Annotated in this window: 17 protein-coding genes and 1 tRNA gene; 16 read left to right on the top strand and 2 right to left on the bottom strand. The window is 74.1% G+C overall.

Annotated elements, in window-relative coordinates; all coding sequences use genetic code 11:
- From LG634_RS29435 to LG634_RS29365, 16 genes are all read left to right on the top strand, one after another.
- A partial coding sequence (locus LG634_RS29435; RefSeq protein ID WP_226738125.1) for a S1C family serine protease occupies positions 1 to 1,305 on the top strand: 1,305 nt, incomplete at its 5' end.
- Positions 1,306 to 1,408: 103 nt separating this feature from the next.
- Positions 1,409 to 2,314 (top strand): LysR family transcriptional regulator, encoded by a 906-nt coding sequence (locus tag LG634_RS29430; protein WP_226738123.1) that lies wholly within the window; start codon positions 1,409 to 1,411, stop codon positions 2,312 to 2,314.
- Positions 2,315 to 2,526: 212 nt separating this feature from the next.
- A complete protein-coding gene (locus tag LG634_RS29425; RefSeq protein WP_226738121.1) occupies positions 2,527 to 3,084 on the top strand; it encodes a cysteine dioxygenase family protein in 558 nt (185 codons plus the stop codon).
- Positions 3,084 to 4,148 carry a YeiH family protein gene (locus LG634_RS29420; RefSeq protein ID WP_226738119.1) on the top strand — a complete coding sequence of 355 codons (1,065 nt, stop codon included), beginning with the start codon at positions 3,084 to 3,086 and terminating at the stop codon, positions 4,146 to 4,148. Before LG634_RS29425 ends, LG634_RS29420 begins: the two co-directional genes overlap by 1 nt.
- 212 nt (positions 4,149 to 4,360) lie before the next feature.
- Entirely contained in the window at positions 4,361 to 5,320 is a 960-nt protein-coding gene (locus LG634_RS29415; RefSeq protein WP_226738117.1) for a trypsin-like serine peptidase, read from the top strand.
- A gap of 313 nt (positions 5,321 to 5,633) precedes the next feature.
- Entirely contained in the window at positions 5,634 to 5,762 is a 129-nt protein-coding gene (locus LG634_RS38020; RefSeq protein WP_264203744.1) for a hypothetical protein, read from the top strand.
- 465 nt (positions 5,763 to 6,227) lie between these two features.
- Positions 6,228 to 6,312 (top strand) — tRNA-Ser (locus LG634_RS29410).
- 218 nt (positions 6,313 to 6,530) lie between these two features.
- Complete coding sequence (locus LG634_RS29405) at positions 6,531 to 6,920, top strand: DUF6344 domain-containing protein (protein WP_226738115.1); 390 nt, start codon at positions 6,531 to 6,533, stop codon at positions 6,918 to 6,920.
- Between the two features lie 389 nt (positions 6,921 to 7,309).
- Positions 7,310 to 7,627 carry a hypothetical protein gene (locus tag LG634_RS29400; protein ID WP_226738113.1) on the top strand — a complete coding sequence of 106 codons (318 nt, stop codon included), beginning with the start codon at positions 7,310 to 7,312 and terminating at the stop codon, positions 7,625 to 7,627.
- A 183-nt stretch (positions 7,628 to 7,810) separates the two neighbouring features.
- Positions 7,811 to 8,995, top strand: coding sequence for an acyl-CoA dehydrogenase family protein (locus LG634_RS29395; RefSeq protein WP_226738111.1), 1,185 nt, complete (start codon positions 7,811 to 7,813; stop codon positions 8,993 to 8,995).
- 11 nt (positions 8,996 to 9,006) lie between these two features.
- Entirely contained in the window at positions 9,007 to 9,945 is a 939-nt protein-coding gene (locus tag LG634_RS29390) for a bifunctional MaoC family dehydratase N-terminal/OB-fold nucleic acid binding domain-containing protein (RefSeq protein ID WP_372482513.1), read from the top strand.
- 1 nt (position 9,946) lies between these two features.
- Positions 9,947 to 11,113: an acyl-CoA dehydrogenase family protein gene (locus tag LG634_RS29385; protein ID WP_226738106.1), complete on the top strand. Its 1,167-nt coding sequence runs from the start codon at positions 9,947 to 9,949 to the stop codon at positions 11,111 to 11,113.
- Between the two features lie 44 nt (positions 11,114 to 11,157).
- Positions 11,158 to 11,631: a MaoC/PaaZ C-terminal domain-containing protein gene (locus tag LG634_RS29380; RefSeq protein WP_226738137.1), complete on the top strand. Its 474-nt coding sequence runs from the start codon at positions 11,158 to 11,160 to the stop codon at positions 11,629 to 11,631.
- On the top strand, positions 11,628 to 12,797 hold the full coding sequence (locus tag LG634_RS29375; RefSeq protein WP_226738104.1) for a lipid-transfer protein: 1,170 nt from the start codon (positions 11,628 to 11,630) through the stop codon (positions 12,795 to 12,797). The genes LG634_RS29380 and LG634_RS29375 overlap by 4 nt, the downstream gene beginning before the upstream one ends.
- Before the next feature lie 118 nt (positions 12,798 to 12,915).
- Positions 12,916 to 13,461, top strand: a complete 546-nt coding sequence (locus tag LG634_RS29370) for a SigE family RNA polymerase sigma factor (RefSeq protein ID WP_226738102.1) — start codon at positions 12,916 to 12,918, stop codon at positions 13,459 to 13,461.
- 211 nt (positions 13,462 to 13,672) lie between these two features.
- A complete protein-coding gene (locus tag LG634_RS29365) occupies positions 13,673 to 15,322 on the top strand; it encodes a long-chain fatty acid--CoA ligase (protein WP_226738100.1) in 1,650 nt (549 codons plus the stop codon).
- A gap of 38 nt (positions 15,323 to 15,360) precedes the next feature.
- Here the strand turns inward: LG634_RS29365 and LG634_RS29360 are convergent, their stop codons facing one another.
- Both LG634_RS29360 and LG634_RS29355 read right to left on the bottom strand, forming a co-directional pair.
- Positions 15,361 to 15,963 carry an antibiotic biosynthesis monooxygenase gene (locus tag LG634_RS29360; RefSeq protein ID WP_226738098.1) on the bottom strand — a complete coding sequence of 201 codons (603 nt, stop codon included), beginning with the start codon at positions 15,961 to 15,963 and terminating at the stop codon, positions 15,361 to 15,363.
- 13 nt (positions 15,964 to 15,976) lie between these two features.
- Complete coding sequence (locus LG634_RS29355; RefSeq protein WP_226738096.1) at positions 15,977 to 20,173, bottom strand: response regulator; 4,197 nt, start codon at positions 20,171 to 20,173, stop codon at positions 15,977 to 15,979.
- Positions 20,174 to 20,202: the final 29 nt, after the last annotated feature.

Below are 20,202 nucleotides of genomic sequence, written 5' to 3'. Positions count from 1 at the left end.
CAGGCGCCCGGCGCGCAGGCCGCCGGCTGGCCGCCGCCCCCGCCCGCGGTCCCCTCGTACGCGGAGGGCGGCCCGTACGGCGACGGCGGTGCGCACGGCGGTCACGGCGGTCACGGCGGTTTCGGCGGCGGACAGGGCGGCGGCCCCTGGGCGGCGCCGCTCGGCCAGGAGCCCGCGCCCAAGCGCAAGGGGCGCGGCGGGCTGATCGCGGCCGCGCTGGTGGCGGCCCTGCTCGCGGGTGGGATCGGCGGTGGCATCGGCTACCAGCTCGCGAAGAACGGCGACTCCACGAGCGGCTCGACCACGGTCAGCGCCGAGGCCGCGCCGAAGGAACTGAAGCGCGAGCCCGGCACGGTGGCGGCGCTCGCCGCCAAGGCGCTGCCGAGCGTGGTGACCATCGAGGCGCAGGCCGGTGACGGCGAGGGCGGCACGGGCACCGGCTTCGTCTACGACCAGCAGGGCCACATCCTCACCAACAACCACGTGGTGGCCTCGGCCGCCAACGGCGGGAAGCTTTCCGCGACCTTCTCCAACGGCAAGAAGTACGACGCCGAGGTCATCGGCCGGGCGCAGGGCTACGACGTGGCGGTGCTCAAGCTGAAGAACCCGCCCGCCGGGCTGGCCCCGCTGCCGCTGGGCGACTCGGACCGGGTGGCCGTCGGCGACTCGACGATCGCGATCGGTGCGCCGTTCGGCCTGTCCAACACGGTGACCACCGGCATCGTCAGCGCCAAGAACCGGCCGGTGGCCTCGGGCGACGGGCAGAGCAACAAGAACTCGTACATGAGCGCGCTGCAGACCGATGCCTCGATCAACCCGGGCAACTCCGGCGGTCCGCTGCTGGACGGCCGCGGCGCGGTCATCGGCATCAACTCGGCGATCCAGTCGGCGGGCGGCGGCGGTGGCTTCGGCGGCGGTCCGGCCGGCTCGATCGGCCTCGGCTTCGCCATCCCGATCAACCAGGCGAAGAACGTGGCCGAGCAGCTGATCAAGACCGGCAAGCCGGTCTACCCGGTGATCGGCGTCTCGGTGGACCTCCAGGCCAAGACCGACGGTGCCAAGATCTCCGACCAGGGCGGCGCGGCGAACGACCTGGTCGACCCGAACGGCCCGGCGGGCAAGGCGGGTCTGAAGCCCGGCGACGTGATCACCACGTTCGGCGGCAAGCCGATCGACAGCGGCCCGACGCTGATCAGCGAGATCTGGACGTACAAGCCCGGTGACGTGGTCAAGCTGACGTACCTGCGCGGCGGCAAGCCGGCGACCGTGGACCTGACGCTGGGTTCGCGGGTCGGCGACAAGTAACCGGGGCCGGGCCGGGCGATCCGGCAGAAGTGACCTGAACGGCGAGGGGCCGTAGGCGGGATTCCGCCTACGGCCCCTCCCAACGTCCGCTTATGCTTCGAGCGTGTTCGACTCCCGGCACATCAGGACGTTCCACGAGGTGGTCACCGCCGGGTCGTACTCGGCGGCCGCCCGGGTGCTCGGATACACCCAGCCGGCGATCACCCAGCAGATGAAGGCGCTCGAACGCGCCGTGGGCACCCCGCTGTTCACGCGCGTGGGCCGCCGGATGCAGCTGACCGAGGCCGGGGAGTCGCTGGCCCGGCATGCCGAGGCCATACTCGGCAGCCTTTCCGCCGCCCAGCAGCAGATGAAGGCGTACGCGCGGCTGCGCACCGGCCGGGTCCGGCTGTGCGGTTTCCCCAGCGCCAACGCCACCCTGGTCCCCGAGGCGCTCAGCGTGCTGGCCAAGGAGCATCCGGGCATCCAGGTGGAGCTCCTCGACGGCGAGCCGCCGGAGTCGCTGCGCCGGCTGCAGCGCGGCGAATGCGACATCACGCTGGCGTTCACCTACCCCGGGCTGTACGAGGAGGTGCCGGACGAGGTCACCGAGGTGCGGCTGCTGGAAGACCAGCTGACGGTGCTGCTGCCCAGTGGCCATCCGCTGGCCCGCCGCCGTTCCGTGCAGCTGGGCGATCTGGCGGACGAGCGGTGGATCGCAGGGTGCCCGCGGTGCCGGGCGAACCTGCTGCACGAGTGCGCCGAGCTGGGCTTCGTCCCCGAGATCGTCTTCGCCACCGACGACAACCTGGTCGTCCAGAGCCTGGTCGGGCAGGGGCTCGGGGTGGCGATGATGCCCGCATTGCTGCTGCCCTCGCTGTCCCTGACCCGGGTGTGCGGGCGGGCCCTGGAGCCGGCCGCCCGGCGCCACATCTCCGCGTACGTCTACCGGGAGCACCTGCGGATCCCGGCGACCGCGGCGGTCCTCGACGAGCTGCGGCGGGTGGCGGCCAACCGCGTCGGCTGCTGAGCGGTCCCAGGACCCGTCGTCAAACTCCTGCCCGCCCTCCGGGCGACGACAGGGGTTTGACGACAGACCCTCGGGCCCGCGGCCGCGAGCGCGTCCCGGTCTGCCGGCCCTGCACAGCGGCAACGCCGAACAGGCAATGCATAAGCAGAGCTTGGGATTTCAGGTGAAAACTGTCGTTGGACGTGATGGACGGGCCGCCGGACGCTGCCCTTATGACCACGACGACGACCGCAGCGGTGGCTGTGACCGCACGGATGACCGCCCTCATCGAGGAGATACGCGCGGTCGTGGACCGCGGCCTGCCTCCGGATCTGACCGCGTACCTGGTGGGCGAGCTGCTCGGCCCCCACCTCGGCGCCCCCGACCTGCTCACCCTCGCCCAGCAGGAGAGCGACCCGGAGCGCTACCGGCAGCACATCGTGCACGCCGAACGGGACGGCAGCTTCTCCGTGGTGGCGCTGGTGTGGCTGCCGGGCCAGCAGACGTCCATCCACGACCACGTCGCCTGGTGCGTGGCCGGGGTGCACCAGGGCGAGGAACGCGAGCGCCGCTACCGGCTGGCGCCGGGGCCGGACGGCCGGGCCCGTCTGGTGCCCACCGAGGACGTCGTGAACGGACCGGGCGAGGTCTGCGGGTTCGCCCCTCCCGGGGACATCCACCGGGTGCGCAACTCCTGTCGTACGACGGCGATATCCGTGCACGTCTACGGAGCCGACGTGTCCCGGCTCGGCAGCAGTGTCCGCCGCGTCTACACCCTCCCGGCCGACTGATGGCCCTCCTGCACCGCCCGCAGACCGCCGGCGGGCACGCGGCACCCCCCGCCCGTCCGGATGTTTCACGTGAAACACGGACCTGGCCAGGACTGCTCACGGCGGTCCTGGGCGCGGCTGCCGCCTGGTCGGTCCATCTGCTGCTGCCGGCCGTCCCGATGCTGACCGCCTCCGTGGTGCTGGGCATCGCGGTCGCGCACCTGCCGCGGGTGCGTACCTTCGTACGGGGTGCCGGCCGGCCCGGTCTGTCGCTGGCGGGGCGGCGGCTGATGCGGATCGGCATCGTGCTGCTGGGCCTGGGACTCGGCCTGGACCAGGTGGTGCGGCTCGGCTGGGGCACGGTGGCGATGGTGTTCGCCGTGGTCGGGGCCACGTTCTTCGGCACGGTGTGGCTCGGGCGCCGGCTGGGGCTGCCCGGGGACCAGCCGCTGCTGATCGCGACGGGGTACTCGATCTGCGGGGCCTCCGCCATCGGCGCGGTGAGCGAGGTGTCCGGGAGTGACGAGGAGGACGTGGCCTCGTCCGTGGCGCTGGTGACGCTGTGCGGGACCCTGGCCATCGCCGTGCTGCCGATGCTCCAGCAGCCGCTCGGGCTGGGCAACGAGGCCTTCGGCCGCTGGGTCGGGGCGAGCGTGCACGACGTGGGCCAGGTGGTGGCCACGGCGCAGACCGCCGGTCCTGCGGCGCTGGGCGACGCGGTGCTGGTGAAGCTGATGCGCGTGGCGATGCTCGCCCCGCTGGTGGCGGCGGTGGCCTTCGCGCTGCGGGCCCGGCGGGCGGGAGTGCGTACTGCCTCGGGCAAGCGGCCCGCTCCGGTGCCGCTGTTCGTGGCGGGCTTCCTGGTCGCGGCCGGCGTGCGGGCCACGGGGCTGCTGCCCGACGAGGTCCTGACCTGGGCACGGACGGCCCAGGAGGCGTTGCTGGCGGCCGCGCTCTTCGGGCTGGGCAGTGCGGTGCACCTGCCGACGCTGGCCCGTACGGGAGGCCGGGCGGCGGCGCTGGGGCTGAGCGCGTGGGTGGTCGTGGCCGGTGTGTCGTACGCAGGGGTGCTGCTGACCGTGTGAGGGCGGGCCGGGGTGGGTGGCGGGCGCTCCGCCGGGTCAATCCGGCCGGAATCAAGGGGGATTCCGGCCGAACCGACCGAACGTTCTGACGAGTACCTGACAATTACGCCGAGGCGTGGCAGTCTGCCAGCCGCACGTCGATCCGCACCGACAGCTCTTCACCCCCACCCTGCCCGGGCCCACCGGCCCCGGCACGGCAGAAGGAGTCATGCGTGAATCGTCCTCGCAAAGCTGTCGCCGTCCTGCTCACGGCAGGAGCCCTGCTCGCCGGCGCACTGACGGCCGCCACCCCCGCGGCCGCCGGCACCCCCCCGGCCGCCCCCGCGTCCTTCGCCCCCCAGCACACCAAGGGCTTCTGGACCGCCGAACGGATGCGGGGTGCGACCCCGCTCGACCTGGTCCTCACTCCCGGCACCCGGCTCAGGGCCCCGGCCGCGCAGGCCGCGCCCACGGCCGTGCAGCCCACCGCGCCCACCGCCGGACCGGCCGCGTTCCCGCAGGCGGGCGGTGCGTGGACCGGCGGCGGTGCGGTGGTGCGCACGTCGGGCCGGGTGTTCTTCACCTTCCAGGGCCGGACGGCGTCCTGCTCCGGTGACTCGGTCACCAGCCAGAACGGCAGCACGGTGCTGACCGCCGGGCACTGCGTGAAGTACCAGGGTGCCTGGCACACCAACTGGGTGTTCGTACCGGCGTACGACAACGGCAACGCTCCGTACGGGCAGTGGAGCGCGACGCAGACCTTCGCCACGGACCAGTGGGCGGCCAGTGAGGACATCAACTACGACGTGGGTCTCGCGGTCGTCGCCCCGTTGAACGGGCAGAAGCTCAGCTCGGTCGTCGGCGCCCAGGGCGTGCTGTTCAACGGCGGCTACAACAAGCCGATGTACGCCTTCGGCTTCCCGGCCGCGTCCCCGTACGACGGCTCCAAGCTGGTCTACTGCAGCGGCAACTCGGGCAAGGACTTCCTGTTCTCCAAGGACCACAGCCTGGGCTGCAACATGACCGGCGGCTCCAGCGGCGGCCCGTGGTTCCAGAGTTTCAACGAGGCCACCGGCACCGGCCTGCAGGTCTCGGTGAACAGCTTCGGCTACACCTTCCTGCCGAACCGGATGTTCGGCCCGTACTTCGGCAACGAGGCCAAGGCCGTCTACGACAAGGCCCAGACGGCCTGACCCCCCTGTACCCAGGGCGCCCGCGCGAGGCGGGGCACCGGCCGATCCGGCCGGTGCCCCGCCTCGCCGTCGTCGTGCCGGGTGCGGACCTGCCGGGCGCCCGCGTACGGACTCGCCCGGGGTGCGGATTATCGCCCTCTTCGCGGCGGCGCGTGGCGGAACATGGCGAATGCCCCAGCGCCACCGTCGATTCCGCTTGCGCGCGGTAAGTTGCCGGACAGGTTCCAACTCCTCGCGTCCTGAACGCCCTTGCCCGCCGGGCAGGGGTCCCGGAATCCCCCGGGAGGCACCACGAGGCAAGGAGAGCGAGCCGATGGCACGACCGAAGGGGCGCGGGCGCAGGGCCCGCAGGACACCGCGGCGCGAGAAGATCCAGTTCGCCGCGGTCGTCCTCACGACGGTGACGGCCATCGCGGGGTGTGTGGAGCAGTTCGTCCGCTAGGAGGCGGTGTCTGTTCCGTGGTCCGGACGCCAGGTCGGTGCATGTGCCCGGCCGGTTCATAGACGGCCGGGCACAGCATTCCCCGCGCCACCGCCCGGTTCCGGTTGCCCCCGGAGCCGGGCTTTTCCATGCGTGGGGACGTCGTGCGACCACCATACCGAGAGCCCCCGTGAATCCTTGGCCATTGATTCGTGTTTCCGCAGGTCGCGGGGGCGGGTGCGGTCTCTGCAAGGCCTGGCGAGCCCTGGCGTTTACGACCCCCGGCGGGAGGTCGTCGCAGGTGGCGGGGGTGCAGGGGTGGCGCGTATCCGTGGCGCGGGGTGGCGAATCGTGGCGCGTCCGGCCACCCGCCGGCCGTGCCGTCCGCGGCCGCGCCTCCAGCGGTTCCCGAGCGGGGAGCGGCGCCGTGGTCCACCGGATCCCGGTAGGCTGTAGCCTGCTCCGCCGGCTCGCCGGCCGGGGCGGGGTGGGTTGCCCGAGCGGCCTAAGGGAACGGTCTTGAAAACCGTCGTGGCGCGAGTCACCGTGGGTTCAAATCCCACACCCACCGCAGCAGGCCACTGAAGTGGCTGGTCAGAGGGTGCGTCCTGGAATCCGGGGCGCACCCTTTTCGTGTGCGGGTGGGCCGGACGGGTGGTGTTTGTCGGACTACGTGCCCGGGTGGGCGTGGTTCCTCGTACTGGACGATTTGCGGATGCATCATCACGAATGTATTCAGATCCGCCCGTCCGAACATCCGGAATCCGGATGCGGGATTGAGGAGTCGTCATGGCCGCCAGCAACCGTTTCGCTTCGCTCTGGACCGTCTTCCTGACGGTGCTCGCCGGGATCCTCGGCGTCTTCGGGATCCGCACCGCGCAGGCGGAGTTCACGGTCGAGGGCGGCCGGGCGCACGTCACCGAGGTGGCCGCCCCCGAGGCGACCGAGGCGGCCGAGACGGCCGAGGCGGGTACGGGCGCACCGGCGGGGGTGGTGCGGCGGCGGTCGGGCCTGGTCGGGGGCGGGGCGCTGCCGCCGACGATCGCGCAGCGGATCCGGGCCGAGGCGCACGGGTCGTCCCCGTCGGTACGGCGGTCCACCACGGCGGCGGCGAGCATGCGACGGCTGTCGGCGGCTGATCGGGACCGTCGGGACCGGGAACTCGATCTGGCCGCGTGACGGGCGCGGCGGATTCCGCCCCCGCGGGCGCCGGGGGCGTGCAAGGGGCGCAGGGCTTGGTACGGCGGGGGGAGCGGCGGCCGCCGGGAGTGCGGCCGGGGTGCGGGGGTGCTGTGGGGGTGTGACGGGGGCGGGGGGAAGTGGCGGAACGGTTCAGCCCTTGCGGCGGACCGTTCTTCGGCGTTTCAGGGGCGGGATCGGTGCTTTTGGGGGCGTGACCGGGGTTTATCCGGATTGGCTCATGCTTGCGAGGGAATCGGCAACTGCGGGGTGGTTCGCCGGGGATTCGGTGGGCAACTCTGGTCTCGACGTCGAGAGCAGGAGCAACACCCCAGGGTGGTCGGCCAACTGCCTTGGAAAACCCCGTAGTTCAATCTGGAGGATTCAGCATGGCATTCGTTCGTACCGCCCGCGTCATCGCCGCCGTCGCCTCGTTCCCCCTCGCCGCCGCCCTCTTCTCCGGGGTCGCGCAGGCCGACAACGGGTGGGGATCCTTCGCGGACAACGGCTCGAACGCGAGCGTGGCGAGCATCATCGGCAGCGGTGTGGGGGGCAGCAGCAGCGGCAACACCTCCACCTCGCAGCAGGTGGCCACCGGCTCGGGAGCGGCCAACCAGAACAACACGGCCCAGGTCAGCGGCTCGGCCTTCACGGCGATCGACCAGGACAACAGCAACGTGGCGGTCAACTTCCACCCGTGGTGGTAGGCCGGCGGGCCCACTGACCGCGAGCGCCCGTACGACCGGACCGGCTGGGGTCCCGTCGTGCGGGCGCTCCGCGCCGTCCGGGGCCCGGGGCCGGTGCGGCCTTGACACCTCCTGTCATCTGACGGAGAGTCAGAAATCTCTTTCGCGCCGCTGCTCCTCCGCCGCCTCGGGAGGCTTTCCGCCGTGCATCTCGCCCCTACCGAGCCGCAGTTGCGGCTGCGCGCCGAACTCCGCGCGTACTTTCGCTCCCTGATGCCCGACGGCGTACCGGAGGACCCCGGGGAGCAGCGCGCGCTGCTGCGCCGGATCGGCGCCGACGGCCTGCTGGGGATCGGCTGGCCCGAGGAGTACGGCGGCCGGGGGCGCGGACCCGACGAGCAGTTCGTGTTCTTCGACGAGGCCTACCGGGCCGGGGCGCCGGTCTCGATGGTCACCCTCAACACCGTCGGTCCGACCCTCATGAAGTACGGCACCGACGAGCAGAAGGCGTACTTCCTGCCGCGGATCCTGCGCGGCGAGCTCGTCTTCGCCATCGGCTACTCCGAACCGGAGGCCGGCACCGACCTGGCCGCCCTCCGGACCCGGGCGGTCCGCACACCCGCCGACGGCGGCGGCACCCCGGACACCGGCGAGTGGCTGATCGACGGCCAGAAGGTCTTCACATCCAACGCCCAGAACGCCGACTGGATCTGGCTGGCCTGCCGCACCGACCCGGACGCCCCCAAACACCGCGGCATCTCGATCATCCTGGTACCCACCGACGCCCCCGGATTCTCGTGGACGCCGATCGACACGGTCGGCGGCCTCACCACCACCGCCACCTACTACGACGGCATCCGGGTGCCCGCCGGCAACCTCGTCGGTCCCGAGCACGGCGGCTGGGGGCTCATCACCAACCAGCTCAACCACGAACGCGTCGCCCTCGCCGCCATCGGCATGCAGGCCGAGGAGTTCTTCCACGACGTCGTCCGGTACGCCCGCACCCCCGACCCCGGCACCGGGGAGCGCCCCGCCGACCGGCCGTGGGTGCAGGCCCGGCTGGCCGAGGCACACGCCCGGCTGGCCGCCGTACGCCTGCTCAACTGGCGGCTCGTCCAGGACGTCGGCGCGGGCACCCTGGCGCCCGGAGACGCCTCCGGGGTGAAGTTCCTCGGCACCGAGAGCGCGGTGGAGGTCTACCGGATCTGCCAGGAGGTGGCCGGCGACCCCGCTCTGATCAGGGGCCCCGGGCCGGAGTCCTTCGGCGGCGGGGAGCTGGAGCGGCTCAACCGGGCGGCCCAGATCAACACCTTCGGCGGCGGGGTGAGCGAGGTCCAGCGCGAGCTCGTCGCGACCATGCGGCTCGGCATGAAGGCGAGGAAGCGGTGACCGGCGAAGCGGTGAACGAGCAGCGCACGACGTCCGACGGCGACGACCTCCATCCGCGCCTGCGCACCTTCGAGGGCCGGGCGGCCGCCACCGCCGCCCACGGCAAGGATCCCGTCAACGTGCCCATGATCCGCCACTGGTGCGAGGCGATGGGCGACACCCATCCGGCGTACACCGGCCCGGACGCGGTCGCCCCGCCCACCATGCTCCAGGCCTGGACGATGGGCGGGCTCTCCGGCCACGACGCCGGAAGCGGCCGCTCCGGCGCGTACGACGAGCTGTTCGCCCTGCTCGACGGCGCGGGCTTCACCTCGGTCGTCGCCACCGACTGCGAGCAGGAGTACCTGCGGCCGCTGCGCCCGGGCGACGAGATCACCTTCGACGCGGTCATCGAGTCGGTGTCCCCGCGCAAGACCACCAAGCTGGGCACCGGCCACTTCGTGACCACCCGGATGGACGTCCGCACCGGCGGCGAGCTCGCCGGGACCCACCGCTTCCGCATCCTCAAGTACGCCCCGGCCGCCCGCGCGAAACCCCCGGCGGCGGACGCACCCCGCCGCCCCCGCCCCGTGATCAACCGCGACAACCGGCCCTTCTGGGACGCCGTGGCCGAGCACCGCCTGCTGATCCAGCGCTGCACCGGCTGCGGCACCCTGCGCTTCCCCTGGCTGCCCGGTTGCAACGCCTGCGCGAGCCCCGGCTGGGACACCGTCGAGGCCTCCGGCGAGGGCACCGTCTTCAGCTACGTCGTCATGCACCACCCGCCGTTCCCCGCGTTCGACCCGCCCTACGCGGTCGCACTCGTCGAACTCGCCGAAGGGGTACGGATGATCAGCAACATCACCGGGGTCCCGTACGACAAGGTGCACATCGGGATGCCGGTCCGGCTGGAGTTCCTGCGCGCAGACGCGGAACTGGAGCTTCCGGTGTTCCGGGCGGAAGGGGCCTGACGTGGACTTCCGCCCCACCGAGGACCAGGCCGCCGCGGCCGGGCTGGCCGCCGACATCTTCGCCGACCTGGCCGGACCAGAACGGCTGGCCGCCGCCGGCACCGGCAGCGACGCCGAGCTGTGGAAGGCCCTGACGGCGGCCGGACTCACCGCCGCCGTCGAGGACGTCGGCCTGCTCGGCCTGGTCCTGCTGCTGGAGGAGCAGGGACGCACCACCGCCCAGGTCCCGTACGCCGCGACCTGCGTCTACGGCCTCCTCGCGATCGGCGCCCACGGCACCGCCGGGCAGCGCACCCGGCTGCTGCCCGCCCTGCGCACGGGCACGGCCGTCGCCACCGGCGCCTTCCCGGCGCGCGGCGAAGTCCGCTCCGAGCCGGCAGACCGGACAGCGCCGGCAGACCCGGCAGACCCGACGGACCCGACGGACCCGACAGCGCAGGCAGACCCGGCAGAGCCGACGGACCCGACGGACCCGACAGTGCCGGCCGCCGGCGAAGGGCCCGCGAGCGCCCGGCTCACCGGCACCCTCCCCCTCGTCCCCTGGCTGCGCGACGCCGCGTACGTCCTCGTCCCCGACCGCGACCGCACCCTCTGGCTGGTCCGTACGGACGCCCCCGGCGCCACCGTCGTACCGGTCGAGGCCACCGCCCCCTGGTCGGCCGGCCGGCTCGTCCTCGAAGCGGCGGAGGCCGAGCGGCTCGGCACCGGCCCGCAGGCGTACGAGGCGGTCCTCGCCACCGCCCGCACCGCGTTCGCCGGGCTCCAGGCGGGCGTGTGCGCGGGCTCGCTGGCGCGGGCCGTGGCGCACACCTCCACCCGGGAGCAGTTCGGCCGCCCGCTCTCCACCAACCAGGGCGTGCAGCTGCGCGCCGCGGACGCGTACATGGACACCGAGGCCATCCGGGTGACCGCGTACGAGGCGGCCTGGCGCATCGACCAGGGCCTGCCCGCCCGGCAGCACGTCCTGACCGCCGCCTGGTGGGCCTCCGAGGCGGGCAAACGGGTGGTGCACACCGGCCAGCACCTGCACGGCGGGCTGGGCGCCGACCTCGACCACCCCGTCCACCGGCACTTCCTGTGGGGGCGCCAGCTGGACGCGTACCTCGGATCCGGAGCCGAAATCCTCGCCGAACTCGGTGCGTCCATCGCAGCGGAGGGACCCGCATGACCCGTCCGACCGGCCCGGACCCGACGCCCGCCGGCCCCCCTCGACTGCGCCCCGGCGACACCCTGGCTCCGCTGGAGGTCCCGGTCACCCGAACCCTGATCGTGGCCGGCGCGGTCGCCTCCCGCGACTACCAGGACGTGCACCACGACGCCGAACTCGCGCGGGCCAAGGGGTCCCCGGACATCTTCATGAACATCCTGACGACGAACGGGCTGGTCGGCCGGTACGTCACCGACCGGCTCGGGCCGGCCGCCGTCCTGCGGAAGGTGGCCATCCGGCTCGGCGCCCCCAACCACCCCGGGGACACCATGGTCCTCACCGGCACCGTCGAGTCGGTGTCCGGCCCGACCGTCGAGATCCGCGTGACCGGCACCAACCGGCTGGGCCGGCACGTCACGGGCACGGTGGTCGCGGACACGGCGGTCGCGGACACGGCGGTGGCCGACGTGGCGCCCGCGGACCCGGCGCCCGCGGAGGAAGCCCCCGCCGCCCCCGACCCGCAGGAGAGCCCCGCATGAGCGTCCGTACCCGCGACAGCCTCGGCGGCCGGGCCGCGATCGCCGGCATCGGCGCCACCGAGTTCTCCAAGGACTCCGGCCGCAGCGAGCTGAAACTCGCCGTCGAGGCCGTCCACGCCGCCCTCGACGACGCCGGACTCACCCCCTCCGACGTCGACGGCATGGTCACGTTCACCATGGACACCAGCCCCGAGATCACCGTCGCGCAGGCCGCCGGCATCGGCGAGCTGTCCTTCTTCTCCCGCGTCCACTACGGCGGCGGCGCGGCCTGCGCGACCGTCCAGCAGGCCGCCCTGGCCGTCGCCACCGGGGTCGCCGAGGTCGTGGTCTGCTACCGCGCGTTCAACGAGCGCTCCGGCCGCCGCTTCGGCTCCGGCGTCCAGCAGCGCGAGCCCTCCGCGGAAGGCGCCGCGCTCGGCTGGTCGCTGCCCTGGGGCCTGCTCACCCCGGCCTCCTGGGTGGCCATGACCGCCCAGCGCTACCTGTACGCCCACGGGCTGACCTCCGAGGCCTTCGGCCACGTCGCCGTCACCGGCCGCCGGCACGCGGCGAACAACCCGGCCGCGTACTTCCACGGCAAGCCCATCACCCTCGCCGACCACGCGGCCTCCCGCTGGATCGTCGAACCGCTGCGGCTGCTGGACTGCTGCCAGGAGACCGACGGCGGCCAGGCCCTCGTCGTCACCAGCGTCGAACGGGCCCGCGACCTGCGGCACGCCCCGGCCGTGATCACCGCGGCCGCCCAGGGCGCCGGCCGCGCCCAGGAGGCGATGACCGGCTTCTACCGCGACGACCTCACCGGGCTGCCCGAGATGGGGGTGGTGGCCCGGCAGCTGTGGCGGACCAGCGGACTGCGGCCCGCCGACATCGACGTGGGCATCCTCTACGACCACTTCTCGCCGTTCGTGCTCATGCAACTGGAGGAGTTCGGCTTCTGCGGACCCGGCGAGGCCCCCGGTTTCGTCGCCGCGGACGCCCTGCCGCTCAACACGCACGGCGGCCAGCTGGGCGAGGCGTACCTGCACGGGATGAACGGCATCGCCGAGGCCGTGCGGCAGCTCCGCGGCAGCTCCGTGAACCAGGTCGCGGGCGCCGCGCACACCCTCGTGACGGCCGGCACGGGCGTGCCGACGTCGGGTCTGATCCTCGGTGCGGACGGTGCGTGACGTCCCGTACTCCTTCTTCAGGAGGTAGGGCAGGCCCCACCCCTACAACCTGAGGGGGATACCGCTTCGGCACTTCGGGCCGATCCCCGGGGGCGGGTGCCGCTTCTAGCGTGGAGCCATGACCACGCCTGTCTGCACGTACCCGTCGAGCGCCTCGTACCCGAGGGCGTACCCGTCGTTCTCCTCGTACGTCCGGACCCGCGGCACGGCGCTGATGCGGACCGCCCGCTCGCTCACGGCCAACCCGTGCGACGCGGAGGACCTGCTGCAGACCGCGCTCACCAAGACGTACGTGGCCTGGGACCGGATCGAGGACCACCGGGCGCTGGACGGGTACGTGCGCCGGGCGCTCGTCAACACCCGCACCTCGCAGTGGCGCAAGCGGAAGGTCGACGAGTTCTCCTGCGAGGAGCTGCCGGAGCCGGAGGGCCTGCCGTACACGGACCCGGCCGACGCGCAGGTGCTGCGCGACGCGATGTGGCGCGCGGTGACCCGGCTGCCGGACCGCCAGCGGGCCATGGTCGTCCTCAGGTACTACGAGGACCTGAGCGAGGCCCAGACGGCGGAACTGCTCGGCGTCTCGGTCGGCACGGTCAAGAGCGCCGTCTCCCGCGCCCTCGGCAAGCTCCGCGAGGACCCGGAACTGAGCCCCATCGGCCTGTGAACCACCCGCACCATCCGCAGCGCCCGCACCACCCGCAGCGCCCGCCTCACCTGCAGCTCCCGGACCGTCCGCAGCTCCCGCACCGCCCGACCCGGACCCTGACAGGGATTACTGGCACGGTTTCTACCGCCGGGTAGTGACAGGACCTCCCGCCGCGCGCAGAATCGGCAGCATCCTTTTGCCGCCGCGCAGCGCCCATCGGGAGGACGCTTTGCTGAGCACCATGCAGGACGTACCGCTGACCGTGACCCGCATCCTCCGCCACGGGATGACGGTCCACGGGCGGTCCCAGGTCACCACCTGGACCGGCGAGCCCGAGCCGCACCGCCGCAGCTTCGCCGAGATCGGCGCCCGCGCCGGAGCGCTCGCGCACGGCCTGCGCGACGAGCTCGGGGTGCAGCCCGACGACCGCGTGGCCACACTCATGTGGAACAACGCCGAGCACGTCGAGGCGTACTTCGCGATCCCCGCCATGGGGTCGGTCCTGCACACCCTGAACCTGCGGCTCCCCCCGGAGCAGCTGGTGTTCATCGTCAACCACGCCGCCGACAAGGTGGTCCTGGTCAACGGCACCCTGCTGCCGCTGCTCGTGCCGCTGCTGCCGCACCTGCCGACCATCGAGCACGTCGTGGTCTCCGGGATCGGCGACCGCTCCGCGCTCGACGGCCTCGACGTGCAGGTCCACGACTACGAGGAGCTGCTCGCGGGCCGGTCCGCCGACTACCCGTGGCCCGAGCTGGACGAGCGGCAGGCCGCGGCCATGTGCTACACCTCCGGCACCACGGGCGACCCCAAGGGCGTCGTCTACTCGCACCGTTCGATCTACCTGCACTCGATGCAGGTGAACATGGCCGAGTCCATGGGCCTGGACGCCTCCGACACCGGCCTGATCGTCGTACCGCAGTTCCACGTCAACGCGTGGGGCCTGCCGCACGCCGTCTTCATGACCGGCATCAACATGCTGATGCCGGACCGCTTCCTGCAGCCCGCCCCGCTCGCCGAGATGATCGAGCGCGAGAAGCCCACGTACGCGGCGGCCGTGCCGACGATCTGGCAGGGCCTGCTGGCCGAGGTGTCCGCGAACCCGCGCGACATCTCCTCCATGAAGCACGTCACCATCGGAGGCTCGGCCTGCCCGCCGTCCCTGATGGAGGCGTACGACAAGCTGGGCGTGCGGGTCGTGCACGCCTGGGGCATGACGGAGACCTCGCCGCTGGGCACCATGGCGCACCCGCCGGCCGGGCTGTCGCCCGAGGAGGAGTTCCCGTACCGGATCACCCAGGGCCGTTTCCCGGCCGGGGTGGAGGCGCGGCTGGTCGGGCCCGGCGGGGACGTGCTGCCGTGGGACGGTGCGTCGGCGGGCGAGCTGGAGGTCCGCGGCAACTGGATCGCCGCCGCCTACTACGGCGGCAGCTCCGGCGAGCCGCTGCGCCCCGAGGACAAGTTCAGTGCGGACGGCTGGCTGAAGACCGGCGACGTCGGTGTGATCAGCGCGAACGGCTACCTGACGCTGACCGACCGGGCCAAGGACGTCATCAAGTCCGGCGGCGAGTGGATCTCCAGCGTGGAGCTGGAGAACGCGCTGATGGCCCACCCGGACGTGGCCGAGGCGGCCGTGGTCGCGGTGCCCGACGAGAAGTGGGGCGAGCGCCCGCTGGCCACCGTCGTCCTCAAGGACGGCGCCGCCACCGAGTACGCCGACCTGCACGCCTTCCTGGGCCGGACGATCGCCAAGTGGCAGCTGCCCGAGCGCTGGGCGCTGGTGCCGGCGGTCCCGAAGACCAGCGTCGGAAAGTTCGACAAGAAGGTCATCCGACGGCAGTACGCGGACGGCGAGCTGGTGGTCACCAAGCTCGGCTGAGCCCGCGGCGCCACGGCCCAGCCCCCGCTGCACGCACGTCAGCGGGGGCTGAGCCAGCCGCGCAGCAGCCGGCTGACCGCCGGCATCGCCACGTACGTCATCAGGGTGCTGAACACGGCGGAGAACGCGGCCGTGCGCAGCACGACGTGCAGGTCCACCAGGAACGGGCCGATCAGTGCGTTGCCCGCGAGCGAGATCGGGAAGATCGCGAGCCCGGAGCTGACCGCCATCTTCCAGCGCGGCGGCGCGGGCCGGGTCGTGCCCGGCTTGGCGAACCAGGTCTCCATGCCGGTGAGTTCGCGGCGGGCGATCTCGGTGTGGTGGTGGCCCTCGCAGTTCGCGAACCAGGCGGCCCGCTCCGGCGAGTCCTGCCAGGCGCGGAAGGCGGCGTTGTCGCGGAAGCGGTGCACCAGGAACCAGGGCGCGCCGTCCGCCGCCGGGCGGAACAGCCCGTAGCCGAGGTGCCCGGGGAAACCGGCGGCGGTCTCCAGGATGCCGCGCGCCCACGTCTCGAACGACTCCTCGTAGCCGGGCTCGACCTGGCGGGCGATCAGGAGCGTCACCTCGCCGTCGTCGGCGGGCACGCTCCACTCGGCGGGCTCCTGCGGGGTGTTCCGGCTGGTGCTGTTCGTCGTGGCCATCCGCCCAGGGTGGCTAATGGGTGCCGATCTTGGCCAGCAGGTCCACGATGCGGCCCTGCACCTCGGCGGTGGTGGCGCGTTCGGCGAGGAACAGCACGGTCTCGCCGGAGCCGAGGCCGGTGGGGCCGGACTTGTCGATGTCCGCCGAGGTGTAGACGACGAGCGGGGTGCGGTTCAGCATCCCGTTGGCGCGCAGCCAGTCCACGATCCCGGCGCGGCGCCGGCGCACCTGCATCAGGTCCATGACGACGAGGTTCGGGCGCAGCCGGGACGCCAGCTCGACCGCGTCGGTGTCAGCGTCGGCGCGCGCCACCTGCATGCCGCGCCGCTCCATCGCCTCGGTCAGTGCCTGCGCGATCTCGTCGTGCTGTTCCAGGAGCAGCACGCGGGAGGGGTGCTGCTCGCTGTCGCGCGGCGCGAGTGCCTTGAGGAGGACCGCCGGGTCGGCGCCGTACGCGGCCTCCCGGGTGGCCTGCCCGAGCCCGGCGGTCACCAGGACGGGCACCTCGGCGGCGCCGGCGGCCTGCCGGAGCGACTGGAGGGCGGTACGGGTGATCGGTCCGGTCAGGGGGTCCACGAACAGGGCGGCCGGGTACGCGGCGATCTGCGCGTCCACCTCCTCGCGGGAGTGGACGATCACCGGTCGGTAGCCGCGCTCGCTGAGCGCCTGCTGGGTCTGCACGTCGGGGGCCGGCCACACCAGCAGCCGGCGCGGGTTGTCCAGCGGCTCCGGCGGCAGCTCGTCGTCGACGGGCTGCGGCACCGGGCGGTGCGGGACGACCTCGACGGCCCCGCCGGGCCCGTCGAGCGGTTCGGGTCCCTCGGCGGAACCGGCCGCGGGCGCTCCTATGGCGAACGCTCGGCCCGTACCGAGGGAGGAGCCGTCGGCTCCGCTGTCCGGCTCGGCGAGCTTGCGGCGCCGTCCGGATCCGCCGTCGGTGTCCTGGGCCTGCCGCGCTCCGGGCACGGCGACGGCTGCCGCCGCGTCCTCGGGGGCCGTCCGGGCGGCCGGCACCGGCCAGGCCGCCGGAGTGGCCGGCAGCGCCCGCCGCCGGCCGGTGGGCGCGGCCTCGTCCTCGGTGGGCACGGGGTGCGGCTGCGGGGGCGTGTGCGTGTCGCCGGCCGCGGCGGCCGCGGCGGCCGCGTGGGCCTCGTCGTCGGCGGGCACCGGCGTGCCGAGCACCCGGCGGGCCCGGCGTCCCTGGCCGTCCGCACCTGCCGCGCCGGCGGCGCCGACGGGCTGGAGGGGTTCGACGGGGGCGGGGCCGGCGGGGGTAGCGAGGCCGAGGAGGGTGCCGGGGGCGCCGGGCGTGCCGAGGGCGCCGGCGGCGCTGAGGGTGCCGGGGGCGCCTGAGCCGCCGGGAGCGTTGGCGGTGCCGTGGGGTCCCTGGGCGGCGGCGGAAGCGTTCGGGCCCACCTGGATCGCGCCGCCGGGAGCTGCGCCGGGGCCGCCGCTGTCGTCGGAGCCGTAGGGGTCGGCCGCCGGAGCAGCCCCGTTGCGGGCGCCGGGCACGCCGGGGTTGCCCGCCGCGGCACCGGGTGCGGCGAGGGCACGCCGACGACCGCCACCGGGCGCGGCCTCACCCTCGGGAGCCACGGCCACCTCGGGAGCGCCGGCCAGCGCCCGCCGCCGGCCCTTGCCCTGCTCCCCTTCCGGAGCCGCGGCCCCTGGCCCCTGCGGGGCGACCTGGCCGGCACCCTGCGGCGGCACGGGCCCGGCGCCCTGGGGAGGAACAGCTGCGGCACCCTGCACGGGTACGGGTCCTGCGCCGTGCGGGGGCAGGGGCCCCGAGCCCTGCGGGGGTACGGGTCCCGCGCCCTGCGGGGCCATCGGGCCCGGGCCGTGAGGCGGCACGGGCCCCGCGCCGAGCGGTGCCACGGGTCCGGCGCCGTTGGGCGCGACCGGGCCCACGGCCCGGGGCGGTACCGGCCCTGCACCCGGAACGGGTCCGGGACCGAGCGGAGGCACAGCTCCCCCACCGAGCGGCGGTACGGGGCCGGCGCCGAGGGGCGGTACGGGTCCCGAACCCTGCGGCGGTACGGGGCCGGCGCCGTGCGGTGCCACGGGTCCGGCGCCGTTGGGCGCGACCGGACCCACGGCCCGGGGCGGCACGGGTCCGGCCCCCTGGGGCGGAACGGCTCCGGCAGCGGGCGCGCCGGGAGCTGCCGGCCCCCGCGGCGGCACCGGTGCGGCACCGAGCGGCGACGCGGGTCCGGCCCCCGGCGGCGGTACGGCCGCGGGTCCGGCGCCCTGCCGGGGCACGGGTCCGGCACCCTGCGGAGGCACGGGTCCGGCGCCGTGCGGGGCGACCTGGCCCGCGCCGTGCGGCGGCACCGGTCCGGCGCCCTGCGGCGGTACCGGTCCCTGCGGGATCCGCGGCGGCTCGGACGGCATCGGCGGGATGGCGGGGATGGCCGCGCGGGCCTGGGCGGGGGCGGGGGCCGGCCGGGGGCCGGCCGGGGTGCCCTCTTCGAGGGCCCGGCCGCGGCGGCGGCCGGTGCCGTCGGCGGGCACCGGGGCGGCCAGTCCGGCCGGGTTCACCGGTGCGGGCGCCAGGTCCGCACCGGGCGCGCGCCGCCGCCCGGACGGCAGGGCCAGTGCCCCGCCCTGCGGAGCGGCCGGCTCCTCGTCGAGGAACGCGTCCACGCCGCGCCGCGCCCGCCGCCCGGCCGGCTTCGGCTGAGCGGCCTCCGCCCCGGGCCCGGACTCCGGCTCCGGCGCGGGCTCCGGCTTGGGCCGGGTCACGGTGCCGGCGCCCGCACCGAGCGGGACTTCGAGCACGTACGCACTGCCGGTCATGCCCGGCACCTCGTGGGTCTGCAGCACACCGCCGTGCGCGCCGACGATCCCCCGCACGATCGGTCCGTGCACCGGGTTCCCGCCGGCGTACGGTCCTCGGACCTCGATGCGCGCAACCTTCCCGCGCTGGGCGAGGGCGACCACGATCGTGGAGTCGGCGTACCCGCCGGCCTCCGTCACCGGCGCCTTGCCGGTGGCGTCCACCCCGGCCAGGTCGGCGATCAGGTGGGCGAGCGCGGTCGCCAGCCGGCCGGCGTCCACCTCGGCCTCGATCGTCGGCGCGTGCACCGCGAACTGCGCCCGCCCCGGTCCGATCAGCTCGACCGCGCCCTCCACCGCCGACGCGACCACGTCGTCCAGGAGCGCCTTCTCCTTGGTCAGCCGGTCCGTGCCCGCGTCGAGCCGCTGGAACGACAGCACGTTGTCGAGCAGCACCGTCATCCGCGAGTACCCGGCGGCGAGGTGGTGCAGCAGCTGGTTCGCCTCGGGCCACAGCTGCCCGGCGTCGTCCGCGGCCAGCGTGGCCAGTTCGCCGCGCAGCTCCTCCAGCGGCCCGCGCAGCGCCTCGTCCGCGAGGGCGAGCAGCTGGGCGTGGCGGGCGGCCAGCGCGTCGTACGGGCGCCGGTCGGTGAAGGTCATGACCGCGCCGACGAGCTGCTCACCGTCGCGCACGGGCGAGGTGGTCAGGTCCACGGAGACCGGTTTGCCCGCCTTGTTCCACAGCACCTGCCCCCGCACCCGGTGCTTGCGCCCGGACCGGAGCGTGTCGGCGAGCGGCGACTCGTCGAAGGGGAACGGCGCGCCGTCCGCGCGGGAGTGGAGGACGAGGGAGTGCAGTTCGCGGTTGCCGAGCTCGGTGGCGCGGTAGCCGAGGATCTGCGCGGCGGCGGGGTTGACGAGGACCACCCGGCCGTCGGTGTCGGTGCCCACCACGCCCTCGGCGGCGGCCCGCAGGATCATCTCGGTCTGGCGCTGCGACCGGGCCAGCTCGGCCTCGGTGTCGACCGTGCCGGACAGGTCCCGGACGACGAGCATCAGCAGCTCGTCGCCGGTGTAGCGGTGCGCGTCGGCGTAGGCCTCGCGGCCGTCCTCCAGGCCGGCGCTGGTCACCTCGGCGGGGAACTCGCTGCCGTCGGTGCGGTGGGCCGTCATCCGCTTCGGCTTGGTGCGGCCCTCGGGCACGTCGTCGGGGCGGCGCATCGATCCGGGGATCAGCTTCGAGTCGAACTCGGGGAGCAGCGACAACAGGCCGCGGCCGACCAGTCCGGTGCCGGGGGACTCGAAGACCTCGAGCGCGATGGAGTTGGCGTTCACCACGGTGCCGTTGGCGTTCACGAGGAGAAGCGCGTCCGGAAGCGCGTCGAGTATTGCTGCGAGGCGAGCAGCGCCTCGGGATGGCCTGCTGCTCACGACGACGCTTCCTCCCTGACTACCGGCAT

This window comes from Streptomyces bambusae (assembly GCF_020532645.1).
In the GTDB taxonomy this organism is placed as follows: domain Bacteria; phylum Actinomycetota; class Actinomycetes; order Streptomycetales; family Streptomycetaceae; genus Streptomyces; species Streptomyces bambusae.
The sequence above is the reverse complement of the archived record's forward strand: the minus strand, read 5'-3'. Positions and strand labels throughout refer to the sequence as shown.